Source organism: Actinoplanes sp. NPDC051411 (assembly GCF_040682075.1).
Taxonomy (GTDB): Bacteria; Actinomycetota; Actinomycetes; order Mycobacteriales; family Micromonosporaceae; genus Actinoplanes.
Genome location: NZ_JBFBAD010000003.1, coordinates 1 through 12,381, shown reverse-complemented (window position 1 = coordinate 12,381; position 12,381 = coordinate 1). Strand labels below are relative to the sequence as shown.

Genomic DNA, 12,381 nt, shown 5'->3' with positions numbered 1-12,381 from the left:
AACGTTACGGAAACACGAGCCGTCCATGAGACAACTTCGGAGGAAAGCTCAGCCGATCTTCACGTTGAACAACGGCGATGCGGCCAGCTTGCGGAACGCCGCCAAGCCCCGGCTCGTGCTGTCGATGCTGATGTCACGGTCGCCGGTCGCGTCGTGCTTGGTGTCGAAGTACGAGATCGCCTTGACGGCCGGGTGCGAGGCCAGCGCCGGCAGCACGCTGTTGTAGATCGCCGACTTCTCGACCGGGCGGTGCTCGCGGTGGTAGGCGCCCCACTCGGCGATCAGGATCGGCTTGGACGGGTGCCGGGTCGTGGCCCAGCGGTAGAAGCCACCGCGGTCGAGCACGGCGCCGAACAGGTCATGGTGGTAGCCGGGCTCGGCGTTCGCGTACGCGTCCAGGCCGATCCAGTCGATCACGTCGTCGCCCGGGTAGAGGTCCTTCCACCAGGACTTGGCCATCCACTGCTCGTTGCTCATGTAGATCAGGACGTTGACGACGTTGGTGACGCCGTCCGCACGCAGGCGCTGGACCGTGTGGCGGTACATGGCGGCGAAGTCGGTCGCCTGCATGCCCGAGCCCCGGCGGTCACGGACGTCGTTCTCGGGCTCGTGGTTGAGGTTGAGGAAGAACCTCTTGCCGTACGCCTTGGCCCGCGCCGCGAAAGCGTCGATGCGCCGGTCCTCCGCCCCCCGCGCCACCGCGGCCCAGGTCGTGCCGTAGGCGACCTTCCAGTTCGTCAGCAGCACCCGCGGGTGGGCGGCGTCGTGGGTCATCGCGATCTCGGCGCGGGTCGGGAACAGCTCGTCACCCTTGTGGTACGTGTGGAAGATCGTCGCGGTGCGGCCGCTCTCGCGCTCCCAGCCCTTGTTGGCCAGGTCGCGAGGGCCGCCGGTGAAACCGCCGGCCGCGGCACCCCAGAGAACCCCGCAGGACGGGACGAGCTTAGGACCGGTCACGCAGCCGGTCGAGGCGTGTACGGCGGTCGGCGTGAGGGCGGCAACCGCCCCGGCGAACACGGCGGTCAGGACGGAGCTGAGCTTGAGCAGCTTCGAGCGACGCAATGTGAGATCTCCCCCGAGTGGTCCGGCCGTTGTCGGCCGGGCGTGGGGAAGACTTTTGTCGGCCGCCGGTGCACCTCCGGTGCCCGTCGCGGTGCCAACCGGTTGCGCGCGGTCTCCGGGCCGGGTAGCACGGAGGCATGAAGCCGATCATCGACGGGCACAACGACCTGCCCATGCAACTGCGCGCCCGCTACGGATACTCGGTGGCCGGCCTCGACCGGACGACCCGGCCCGAACTGCACACCGACCTGCCGCGACTGCGGGCGGGAGGGGTGGGAGCCCAGTTCTGGTCCGCCTACGTGCCCTCCCCTCTGCCCGAACCCGAGGCGGTCGTGGCGACGCTGGAACAGGTCGACGCGATCTATCGGATGGCCGCCGCCTACCCTGAGGATTTCGCGATGGCGTTCACCGCCGACGACGTCGAGCGGGCCTGGGCGGACGGGAAGATCGCCTCGCTGATCGGCCTCGAAGGCGGCCACAGCCTCGCGAGCTCGCTCGGAGTGCTGCGGATGTTCGCCCGGCTCGGTGTGCGCTACGTGACGCTGACCCACAACAACCACACCTCGTGGGCCGACTCGGCGGCCGAGGAACCCCGGCTCGACGGGCTGAACGACGCCGGGCGGGCGGTGGTCCGGGAGATGCAGCGGCTCGGCGTCCTGGTCGACCTCGCGCACGTCGCTACCGCGACGATGCACGCGGCTCTCGACGTGGCGGTCGCGCCGGTCCTCTTCAGCCATTCCGGCGTACGCGCGTTGCACGACCACCGGCGCAACGTGCCCGACGACGTGCTGGCCCGGCTGCGCGACAACGGGGGCGTGATCCAGTTGACCTTCGTGGCGCCGTTCGTGTCACCGTCGGCGCGGGCGTGGCACGCGGCCGCGAGCACGGAATGGCACCGGCTGGGACTGCCGTCCACCGACGGGGACTGGCCGCGGGCACCGTTCCCGGGCGAGGATCCGGCGTCCGTACCGGCGTGGCCGGCCGACGCGCCGTGGAGCCACCCCGGTTTCCAGTCGTGGCTGTCGGCCAACCCGCGACCGGTGGTCACGGTCGCGGACGTGGCCGACCAGGTGACGCACGCCCGCGACGTCGCCGGGATCGATCACATCGGGCTGGGCGGCGACTTCGACGGGACGACCGAGCTGCCGGCCGGGCTGGACGACGTCTCCGGCTATCCGCGGCTCTTCGACGAGCTGGCCGGCCGGGGGTGGTCGCCGGCCGATCTCGACAAGCTCGCGTCGGGCAACATGCTGCGCGTGCTGCGGGAGTCGGAGAAGGCCGCCTCGGAGCCGATGTGGCCGGGCGCCGGGGCCTCATCCGGAGTCTGAACAGCAAGAAAGGGAGCTCAGCGCTCCCCTGCCACTATTAACGTATATCGGACCCGGGGGCTTGCCGCAAGACCCGGGGTGAGGCGCAGAATCGTCGACCGAAGCCCGTTGACCGGCAGATTTGCCGGCTTTGTCGTGGGGGGTTTGTTCCCGCCCTGGGGATAGCGGCGCGTTTTTGTCGTACCCGGGCGTTCTGATCGGCCCCACCCAAAACGGGTGGGGGTGGTTAGGGAAACCCCTACACGGACTTCGCAAAACGGACGATTCACACCGGCACCTCGGAGTTGATCACGTGAGTCCGCTGACCACCAGCGCGTTCGACCTGCCCGACCGCCTCGCCGCCAAGGCCGACCCGCACCTGATCGCCGACGACGAACAGCACTTCGCGGCCATCGCGGAGAGCCTCCACCGATCCATCGCCGACCTGACCGAGCGGCTCGACGCCTCGCGGAAGGCCCCCGCCGGCATCGGCCGCCGGGCCCTCGAACGGGACGAGGAGGTGCGGCGGCTGAGCGCGCGCCTACGCACGCTGCGCCGCTTCGGCCTCGACCTCTGCCTGGGCAAGATGACCGGAGCCCCGGACGCCGCCGACGGGGACACCGTTTACATCGGCCGGCTCGGGCTGACCGACGGACAGGGACGCCGGCTGCTCCTCGACTGGCGCTCCCCCGCCGCCGAACCCTTTTTCGGGGCCACCCACGGCAACCCGATGGGCCTCACCAGCCGGCGACGCTACCGCTGGACCGGCGGCCGGGTCACCGACTACTGGGACGAGGTGTTCAACACCGACGAGTTCGAGGGGCACGCGGCGGCGCTCGACGACCAGTCCGCGTTCATCGCGAGCCTCGGCACCAACCGGTCGGCCCGGATGCGGGACGTGCTCGGCACCATCCAGGCCGACCAGGACGCGATCATCCGGGCCGGCTCGGCGGGCGCGCTGGTGGTCGACGGCGGTCCGGGTACGGGCAAGACCGTGGTCGCGCTCCACCGGGCGGCCTACCTGCTGTACTCCGACCCGCGACTCGGACACCGGCAGGGCGGGGTGCTGTTCATCGGGCCGCACGAGCCCTACCTGGCGTACGTGGCGGATGTGCTTCCGAGCCTCGGCGAGGAAGGCGTGCAGTCATGCACCCTGAGGAACCTGGTCGCCGAGGGCGCCGCGGCCGGCGCCGAGCCCGACCCGGCCGTAGCCGAGCTGAAGTCGTCGGCCGACCTGGTCAAGGCGATCGAGACGGCGGTGCGGTTCTACGAGGAGCCGCCGGCCAAGGAGATGGCGGTCGCGGCCGGCGACTCGGAGGTCTGGCTGAGCGCGGCCGACTGGGCCGAGGCGTTCCAGGTGCCGGGCCCGGGAACACCGCACAACGAGGCCCGCGACGAGGTGTGGGACGAGCTGCTGACGATCCTGCTCGAGAAGTACGACGGGGACGAGCCGGAAAGCCTGGTCCGGCGGTCACTGGCCGCGAACCGCGAGCTGCGCGGCGCCTTCAACCGGGCGTGGCCGCTGTTGGAGGCGCCCGATCTGGTCGGCGACCTGTGGTCGGTTCCGGCCTACCTCCGGAACTGCGCGCCTTGGCTCGCGGCCGACGACGTACGGAAATTGCAGCGTGCCCACCCGCAGGCCTGGACCGTCTCGGACCTGCCCTTGCTGGACGCGGCGCGTCAGCGCCTCGGTGACCCGGAGGCGTCGCGGCGCAGGCAGCGGGCGGAGGCGGTGATGGCGTCCGAGCGCGGCCGGATGGCGCGGGTGCTCGACGACCTGCTGGCCGCCAACGAGTACGACGACGGCGAAGGCGTGTGGACGATGCTGCGCGGGCAGGACATGCGGACGTCGCTCGAGGACGACTCGGTGCTGGCGCCGGTCGCGGTCGACCGGCTCGCCGGGCCGTTCGCGCACGTCGTGGTCGACGAGGCGCAGGAGCTGACCGACGCGGAGTGGCAGATGCTGATCCTGCGGTGCCCGGCGCGCAGCTTCACGATCGTCGGGGACCGGGCGCAGGCCCGTCACGGGTTCACCGAGTCGTGGACGTCACGACTCGCGCGGGTCGGCCTGGACCGGGTCCGCATGTCGTCGCTGACGATCAACTACCGGACGCCGGAGGAGGTCATGGAGGAGGCCGCACCGGTGATCCGGGCCGCGCTGCCGGACGCCAACGTGCCGACCTCGATCCGCCGGGGCGGCCAGCCGGTCGTGTACGGGCCGGTGTCGTCGCTGCCGGACGTTCTGGACAAGTGGCTGTCCACGCACGCCGAGGGAGTCGCCTGTGTGATCGGTGATCCGTCGTTCGCCGGGACGGACCGCGTGCGCTCGCTGACGCCGTCACTGGCCAAGGGACTCGAGTTCGACCTGGTCGTGCTCATCGACCCGGCGACGTTCGGATCCGGCATCGAGGGCACGGTCGACCGCTACGTCGCGATGACCCGGGCAACCCAGCAGCTGGTCATCCTCGCGCCGGGCGCTCGGCCGTGACCAGGTAGCAGAGGAAGGACGCGAGGAACGGGTCACGCGGATCGGCGAGGCCGGACAGCCAGGAGGTGGCCACATCCTCCCGGAGCTGGGCGGCCTCGACCGCTCGGGCGCTGTTGCGGCTCAGCCCGAGGATCCGGTCGGCGATCTCGAAGTCGCGGAACACCACCGGCACCGCCTCGACCGACCGCAGCTCGAACCCGGCCCGCACGGTCATCCGGGCCAGCTCGCGCCCGATCGTCGGGTTGCGCACCCGGCCGGCGGTGAACCGCGCGAACCCGCGACTGGTCTCGACGTCGTCGGCGGCCACGGTGAGCGTGTCCCAGTCCGGCTCGGCGAGCCCGACCACGCCACCGGGCCGCAGGGCCCGGAAGATCTCCGCCAGGACGGCGTCCGGCTGGGCGAGATGCTGCAGCACCCGATCCGTACGCGCACGGTCCGCGCTCGCATCGGCTACCGGCAGGGCGTGCGCGTCGCCCCGGCGTACATCCGCACCCGGCGCGCGCCGGCGCGCCTCCGCGACCATCGCCGGATCCCGGTCGACGCCGACGACCTCGGCCCCGGCGGCGAGCAGCGATCTCAGGTCGATGCCGGGCCCGCATCCGATGTCGACCACGACGTGCCCGGGCCGGATGTCCATCGCCGCGAGCAGGCGCTGCTTGTAGTCACCGGCGGCCGCGACCGCGGCCTTCGCGGCAATGTCCATATAGGCGATCTGGTCGGCGGTCATCAACCGATGACAGCACAGACGTGTGTTTCTTTTGTGAACACGATGTGCGAAAAGCGTGGTCGTTTGATGGTTTCGGAGGGCGGGTAGGCTCGCCCCATGCCCATCGGCTCGCAACCCCACGGCCGGCGCGGGACGGTCGACGAACCATATTCGCCGCTCAACCTGCGCCTGATCCTGGCCGCATTCGGGTTCGTGGTGTGCACGGTGCTCTCGATCCTGCTGTTCCGGATGGGGTGGAAGCTGCCGGGGTGGCTGCTCGCGGCGTGGGCCGTGGTGGCGGTGATCGACGCGGTCGTGGTGCAGATGCGCCGGCGGGCCCGCAAGCGGGCCGAGGGCGGCCGCGACCACTCCTTGTTCGAATAGCAGCGTGTTGGCAATCCCCTGGTCGCGGGTCGAGTAGCGTCCAGTTTCATGGATCGCGTCCGCTTCGGTTTCTTTGCGGTAGTCGCGCTGGTTGCGCCATACTTCGGGGTTTTGTCCGCTTCGGACCCGGCCGCTGCGTCGCCCGTCGCGCACCACGGCGTTTCGCCCGCCGGCCGGGCCGCCGCGCCGGATGCCCGGGAACTGGACCGGACCTCTTTCACCCTCGACGGACGCCCGCTGCCCAAGCCCCACTATCGCCCGCACGCCGACTCGCGGCGCCCGGCCGCCGGGACGCCCGCGGTCGGCACCGTGCGGGAGTGGCTCGGACTCGACGACACCACCGGCAAGTACTACCGGAAGAGCTACACGCTCCGGGCGGTCGGCCAGCACATCGAGGTGTGGGTCGCCCAGGACATCGCCTTCCCGGCCGCCGACTGCCGGAAGGGCTCGATCGCGGTGACCGACACCCAGGTGTCGGACCTGGTCAAGGAGTTCGACGGAACGATCTATCCCAAGGAGACCACCGCGTTCAGCACGCCGCCGTCGCGCGACGGCGCGGACGCGGCGATGGACGGCGACTTCACCGGCGACGGCGACAAGACGGTCACGCTGGTCGACAACGTGCGGGACGCGAACTACTACCACTTCCCCGACGCCGTGACCTACGTCGCCGGGTTCTTCTCGCCCCAGCTCAACGAGTTGTTCGACCGCAACGTCATGACGATCGACGCCTACGACTGGCTGCACCGGATGGGCGCCAATCCGCCCTCCGACCCGACCGACGACCTGTGCACCTCCCGCCCGGCCCATCCGCGGATGTACGAGGGCACGTTCGCGCACGAGTGGCAGCACCTGCTGGAGTACTACTCCGACCCGGGCGAGGTCACGTGGGTCAACGAGGGCATGTCCGACTATGCCCAGACGCTCACCGGCTATGTCGACGCGCGCGCAACGGTCGACGAGCCCGGCTTCGACAACCACATCACGTGCTTCGAAGGCTTCGGAACGGTGCGCACCACCTACAACATGAACCCGCGGGTCTGCGGCGGCCCGCAGAACTCGCTGAACCTGTGGGACGAGGGCGCGCCGGGCGACGTGCTCGCCGACTACGGCAACGCCTACCAGTTCATGATCTATCTGGCCGACCGCTTCGGGCCGGACACGATCACCCGGCTCCATCGGGACGGCGTCAACCACGGCCTGCCCGGGGTCGCGGCGGTGCTGCCGGCCGGGACCGGGCTCTATCAGACCCTGCACGACTTCCAGACCATGACGCTGGTCGACCGGATCGTCGACCAGCCGGGCGCCACGATCACCGGCATCCCGAAGAGCCACGTGATCGCCGCCGGCCTGCGCTCGACGGTCAACCTGGACAATCCAGCCGCCTATGACACGCCGGGCGCGGCGCCAAACGGCGCCGACTACGTGCCACTGCCGACGCCGTTGCGGTCGGTCGCCTTCCGGGGCGCGCGCTACCTGCCGCCGCTGCCCACCGGCTGGACCATCGCCGACGGCACCCTCTTCTCGGGCAACGACAGCAACCTCGACCACTCCGCGGTCCTGCCGATCACCGTCCCCACCACCGACCCGACACTGCGCATGGAGACGGCCTGGGACCTGGAGGACTCCTACGACTTCGCCTACGTCGAGGTCTCGACCGACGGCGGCCGGTCCTACACGCCGGTCACCGGCGACCGGACGGTCACCGGGACCCTCGGGCCGGCCCTCACGGCCGCGAGCAACGGCACGGTCGCGGTTTCCTTCAGCCTTTCGGCGTACGCGGGTAAGCATGTGCTGCTGGCCCTCCGCTACGTGAGTGACAGTGCCGTGAACAAGGGCGGCTGGCGCATCGGCAAGCTGACGCTGGGCACCACGACCCTCAGCGACGGCTCGTCGCTGACCGGCTGGAAGTCGTCCACCGACATCGTGCCGACCGCGGTCGCGGCCTGGCACGTGACGCTGGTCGGTCTGGCCGAAACTCATGCTGCCGTCGTCCCCCTCGAAAACTTCGCCGATCTGTCCGCTTACCCCAAGGTCGTAGCCGTGGTGGCCTACGACGAGCCGACCGAACACCAGACGCAGTACGCCCCCTACGAGCTGACCGCCAACGGCCAGCTCCAGCCCGGCGGCACCCCAGTCCCCTGACCGCCGGCCTCCGCCTCGCTCTCTGACCGCCGCCCCGGCGCCGGCCCGGCGGTCGATGCCGGCGGACCGGTTGCCGGACCGCCGAGGTGCCTCCGGCTCAGGCGGGCGGGAGGAGGCCGTAGATCAGGGCGGTCGAGCCGGCTCCGTTCTTGTTGATGTGGCCACCGCAGAGGATGTGCGCGCCCGTCGCGGGCAACGCGGCCAGGTTGGCCAGGATCTCGAGGCTGATCCGGTGACGCTGGTAGACCAGCAGGGACACCGCATAGGTCAGGTCGGTGCCGACGTCGGGGCTGAACGTGTCGGTGCCGGTGCCACCACGACGGCCGAGGCGGCCGGTGTCGACCAGCCACTGGATCGTGTCGAGTGCGAAGCCGGGCTGGTGCATCGTCTTGCCGGCGTCGTAGTTGAAGTAGGCGTCGGTGCCCCACCGGGCGTCCCAGCCGGTCCAGATGATCACCATGGACTCGTCGGGAATGCGGCCGTGGCGCTTCTCCCACGCCTTGATGTCGTCGATCGTCACCTCGTAGTCGGCGTTGCGGGCACACTTCGCCCGAACGTCGATCTTCACCGCGGGCAGGAACAGGTCTTCGAGATCGAGCTCGTCGGCGAGCGGCTGGCCCTGGTTGAAGTGGCCGGGCGCTCCCCAGTGCGTGCCGGTGTGCTCGCCCTCCTTGACGAACTGGAGGAAATAGCCGTCGTCCTCGATCGTGGCGATGGTCTCGAGCTCGAACGGCGGGTCGCCGGGGTAGACGTTGGTGGTCGCCGGGTCGTTGACGTGGGACAGGTTGATCAGCCGGAGCCGGCCGGGGTGCAGTGGCCCGGGCCCGCTGGCCCCGGCCGCCTGGCCGGTCACCAATGCACCCGCCAGCCCGGCCGCGGCCGCTCCCATGACATCGCGTCTTCGCATGCCCCTCTGCATAGCGACCCTCCCTGCTGTCGGTCAACGAACACCATCGATCCCCCGGTTGCTCGGCCGGTCCCGGCGGGCCCGACGGAGACATGCTGTCACGGTCGGCACTGAATTACCAGAACATTGACAGTGTCACCGTGACAGTGAAAGACTGCTCGGCGTGTGGACGATGGACGAGCTGGTCGAGAAGGTGCGGCAGGCGCTGGCGGCGGAATACTCCGGCGCCGGCGACGGCCGCATCCGTGACGTGCCCGATCGCCGCGCGATCCGGTGGTATACGACGATCGGCCTGGTCGACCGCCCACTCGGCATGCGCGGCCGCACCGCTCTATACGGTCCCCGCCACCTGCGACAGTTGGTGGCGATCAAGAGGCGGCAGGCGGCGGGCCGGTCGCTGTCACAGATCCAGGGCGAGATCAACTGGCTCTCCGACGACGAGTTGGCGGAGCTCTCGCACATACCGGAAGCGTTGCTGGAGGCCGACGGCCCGGCGCCCGACGGCGCGGCCGATGACCGTCATATGCGTTTCTGGGCCCGCCCCCCGGTGGCTGCCGCCGCACCGGCCAACCACGAGGCGCCGGCCAACCACGAGGCGCCGGCGCACCGCGACCTGAGCCGCATGGCCCAGTCCACGATCGACTCGGCCACGACCGACTCGGCCGCGGCCCGCTCGCCCGTGGTCCGCCCGGTCAACGGCGTCGCGCTAGCCGGCGGGGTGATCCTGCTGGTGCCCTACCCGATCTCCGACCGCGATCGCGACGACATCGCCGCGGCCGCCGCTCCGCTTCTCGATCTGCTCGATGCCCGTGGCCTACTCGATGGGAGTTCAGCATGACCATTTCCGTGAACCCGATGGGCCCCGGCGAGCTCGAGCGCGTCCGGATCCTGCCCGACGCCGGCTTCGGCGTGCTCCGCACCGACCGCGGCAACCTGCCGCTCGACCGGCTGAGCGTCCGCTCCAAGATCAGCGGGCTGGTGGCGCGCACGGTCGTGGTGACCGAGTTCGTCAACACGCACGACGTGCCGCTGGAGGCGACCTATGTCTTCCCGCTGCCCGACCGCGCGGCGGTCACCGGCATGACCCTGACCGCCGACAACCACACCGTCGAGGCGGAGCTGCGGGAGCGGGCCGCCGCCCGCGAGGCCTATGACCAGGCGATCGCGGCCGGTCAGCGCGCTTCGATCGCCGAGGAGGAGCGGCCCGACGTCTTCACCATGCGGGCCGGCAACATCCAGCCGGCCGAGCGGGTCGTGGTCGAGTTGAGCCTGGTCGGGCCGCTGCCGTTCGAGGACGGCGCCGCCATGTTCCGGTTCCCGCTGGTCGTCGCACCGCGTTACATCCCGGGCACGCCGATCGCGGGCCCGCAGGCGGGCGACGGGCAGCTCCTCGACACCGACGCGGTGCCCGACGCCTCGCGCATCACGCCGCCGGTGCTGCTGCCCGGCTTCCCCAACCCGCTCCGGCTGTCCATCGACGTCGAGATCGATCCGGCCGGGCTGACCCTGGGCGACGTGCGGTCGAGCCTCCACACGGTGTCCGACCGCAGCGGCACGGTCAGCATCCGGCCGGGCGAGCGCGCCGACCGCGACTTCGTGCTGCGGCTGGCCTATTCGGGCGGTGCCGAGACGGCCGTGGCGGTGCCCGACGAGACCGGGGACGGCGACGAGGGTGTCTACCAGCTGGTGGTTCTGCCGCCCGACGACGCCAAGACGACCGCGCAGCCGAAGGACGTCGTGTTGCTGCTCGACCGTTCCGGCAGCATGGGCGGCTGGAAGATGGTGGCCGCCCGGCGGGCCGCGGCCCGGGTCGTCGACACGCTCACCACGGCCGACCGTTTCGCGGTTCTGACCTTCGACCACGAGATCGACCACCCGGCCGACCTCGGCCCGGGGCTGTCCGAGGCGAGCGACCGCAACCGCTTCCGCGCGGTCGAGCACCTGTCCCGGGCCGACGCCCGGGGCGGCACCGAGTTGCTCACCCCGCTGGTCAAGGGCCTCGACCTGCTGCGGGCCTCGGAGGGACGCGACCGGGTCCTGGTGCTGGTCACCGACGGCCAGGTCGGCAACGAGGACCAGATCATCCAGGAGGTCGCGGCAGCCGTCGGACCGACGCGCATCCACACGATCGGCATCGACCGGGCGGTCAACGCGGGCTTCCTGGGCCGGCTGGCCGCCCTGGGCGCCGGCCGCGCCGAGCTGGTCGAGAGCGAGGACCGGCTCGACGAGGCGATGGAGCACATCCACCGGCGCATCGGTTCGCCGCTGGTCACCGGGCTGCGGGTGACCGCCTCCGGCGTGCGGCTGATCGACGACGAGCGCAGCCCCGCCCGGCTCCCCGGCATCTATCCGGGCGTCCCGCTGGTCGTGACCGGCCGCTACACCGGATCGCCCGAGGGCACGCTCACCGTCACCGGCCGCCTGCGCGACGACACCGAGTTCACGACGACCGTGTCGCTGCAGCGGCGGGCCGAGTCCGCGGTCGTCGCGCAGTGGGCGCGGGCGCGGCTGCGCGACCTGGAAGACGCCTACGCGGCCGGCGATCACACGCTGGAGCAGCGGATCGTGACGACCTCGCTGCGTTTCGGGGTGCTGTGCCGGTTCACCGCGTTCGTCGCGGTCGACAGCCGGGTGGTCAACGAGGGCGGCGAGATCCGGCGGGTCACCCAGCCGGTCGAGTTGCCCTCGGGCTGGGCGGCGCCGGGCGGCGAGGCGGCCCCGATGATGATCCTGGCCGCCGGCACCGCGTCGATGCCGGCCGGCATCGCACCACCGATGCCGCCGCGAGCACCGGCCCCGTTCGCGCCGATCCGGGCGGCCAAGCTGCACCGCGGCAGCGGTCCGGGCCGTTCGGCGCCGTCCTTCGCGGCCCGTCCGGCAATGGCCCCGGCCGGCCGGATGGCGGCCTACGCCGGTGGCGAGCTGTCGGTCGAGGACGCCCGCGCTCTGGCCGCGACCGAGGCCCAGCGCCTGCGGGACGCGTCCGGCGCCGAGCCCTACGAGCGCCGCGAGCTCCTGGAAGACCTGGCCAGCCGTCTGTCCGTCCTGGTCGCCGCCCTGGCCGGGCCCGAGTTCACCCCGCTCCACGACCTGGTCACCCTCCTCAACGGCGACGCACCCCTCGACACCAAGTGGAGCTCCGCCCTCGCCGCCCTGACCGCCTTCAGCGACGGCGGCCCCGCCGACAAGCGCGGCGGTGTCAACGGTCCAGCCGATGCCGACGCCGAGGGCGACAGCCGCGGCACGACGGGCGGGAGCGGCAACCCGGGAACGGGCGGTGGGAGCGCCCCGGCCCGCAAGCCCTTCTGGAAGCGCGACTAAGCACATGCGGCGACGGAAGACCATGACCGGCAACGACCGCTGCCCCGCCTCCCAAGTGGGG

9 protein-coding genes are annotated in these 12,381 nt (G+C 71.3%); 6 read left to right on the top strand and 3 right to left on the bottom strand.

Annotated elements, in window-relative coordinates; translation table 11 throughout:
- Positions 1 to 48 precede the first annotated feature (48 nt).
- Positions 49 to 1,062 carry a glycosyl hydrolase gene (locus tag AB0M88_RS02025; RefSeq protein ID WP_364094000.1) on the bottom strand — a complete coding sequence of 338 codons (1,014 nt, stop codon included), beginning with the start codon at positions 1,060 to 1,062 and terminating at the stop codon, positions 49 to 51.
- Between the two features lie 137 nt (positions 1,063 to 1,199).
- Here AB0M88_RS02025 and AB0M88_RS02020 point away from each other — a divergent pair, with 137 nt between their 5' ends.
- Together AB0M88_RS02020 and helR are read left to right on the top strand one after the other, a co-directional pair.
- Positions 1,200 to 2,390: a dipeptidase gene (locus tag AB0M88_RS02020; protein ID WP_364093997.1), complete on the top strand. Its 1,191-nt coding sequence runs from the start codon at positions 1,200 to 1,202 to the stop codon at positions 2,388 to 2,390.
- Between the two features lie 301 nt (positions 2,391 to 2,691).
- Complete coding sequence (helR, locus tag AB0M88_RS02015) at positions 2,692 to 4,857, top strand: RNA polymerase recycling motor ATPase HelR (protein ID WP_364094442.1); 2,166 nt, start codon at positions 2,692 to 2,694, stop codon at positions 4,855 to 4,857.
- Here helR and AB0M88_RS02010 read toward each other — a convergent pair.
- Positions 4,829 to 5,584 (bottom strand): methyltransferase domain-containing protein, encoded by a 756-nt coding sequence (locus tag AB0M88_RS02010; RefSeq protein WP_364093996.1) that lies wholly within the window; start codon positions 5,582 to 5,584, stop codon positions 4,829 to 4,831. The two genes, helR and AB0M88_RS02010, sit on opposite strands and share 29 nt — an antisense overlap.
- A 96-nt stretch (positions 5,585 to 5,680) precedes the next feature.
- Between AB0M88_RS02010 and AB0M88_RS02005 the strand changes: the two genes are divergently transcribed.
- Complete coding sequence (locus AB0M88_RS02005; RefSeq protein ID WP_364093993.1) at positions 5,681 to 5,947, top strand: hypothetical protein; 267 nt, start codon at positions 5,681 to 5,683, stop codon at positions 5,945 to 5,947.
- Positions 5,948 to 6,058: 111 nt separating this feature from the next.
- A complete protein-coding gene (locus AB0M88_RS02000) occupies positions 6,059 to 8,092 on the top strand; it encodes a peptidase M6 immune inhibitor A (RefSeq protein WP_364093990.1) in 2,034 nt (677 codons plus the stop codon).
- Between the two features lie 97 nt (positions 8,093 to 8,189).
- On the opposite strand, the gene AB0M88_RS01995 is transcribed toward AB0M88_RS02000, so the two are convergent.
- Positions 8,190 to 8,999 carry a cyclase family protein gene (locus AB0M88_RS01995; RefSeq protein ID WP_364093988.1) on the bottom strand — a complete coding sequence of 270 codons (810 nt, stop codon included), beginning with the start codon at positions 8,997 to 8,999 and terminating at the stop codon, positions 8,190 to 8,192.
- Between the two features lie 172 nt (positions 9,000 to 9,171).
- On the opposite strand from AB0M88_RS01995, the gene AB0M88_RS01990 reads away from it, so the two are divergent.
- Positions 9,172 to 9,837 carry a MerR family transcriptional regulator gene (locus tag AB0M88_RS01990; protein ID WP_364094440.1) on the top strand — a complete coding sequence of 222 codons (666 nt, stop codon included), beginning with the start codon at positions 9,172 to 9,174 and terminating at the stop codon, positions 9,835 to 9,837.
- Complete coding sequence (locus tag AB0M88_RS01985; protein ID WP_364093985.1) at positions 9,834 to 12,320, top strand: VIT domain-containing protein; 2,487 nt, start codon at positions 9,834 to 9,836, stop codon at positions 12,318 to 12,320. Before AB0M88_RS01990 ends, AB0M88_RS01985 begins: the two co-directional genes overlap by 4 nt.
- Positions 12,321 to 12,381: the final 61 nt, after the last annotated feature.

Bases quoted from the DNA above. Each gene is read 5' to 3' on its own strand.
- AB0M88_RS02020 (WP_364093997.1), top strand. From the start codon at position 1,200: ATGAAGCCGATCATCGACGGGCACAACGACCTGCCCATGCAACTGCGC.
- AB0M88_RS02010 (WP_364093996.1), bottom strand. From the start codon at position 5,584: ATGACCGCCGACCAGATCGCCTATATGGACATTGCCGCGAAGGCCGCG.
- AB0M88_RS02005 (WP_364093993.1), top strand. From the start codon at position 5,681: ATGCCCATCGGCTCGCAACCCCACGGCCGGCGCGGGACGGTCGACGAA.
- AB0M88_RS01995 (WP_364093988.1), bottom strand. From the start codon at position 8,999: ATGCGAAGACGCGATGTCATGGGAGCGGCCGCGGCCGGGCTGGCGGGT.
- AB0M88_RS01990 (WP_364094440.1), top strand. From the start codon at position 9,172: ATGGACGAGCTGGTCGAGAAGGTGCGGCAGGCGCTGGCGGCGGAATAC.
- AB0M88_RS01985 (WP_364093985.1), top strand. From the start codon at position 9,834: ATGACCATTTCCGTGAACCCGATGGGCCCCGGCGAGCTCGAGCGCGTC.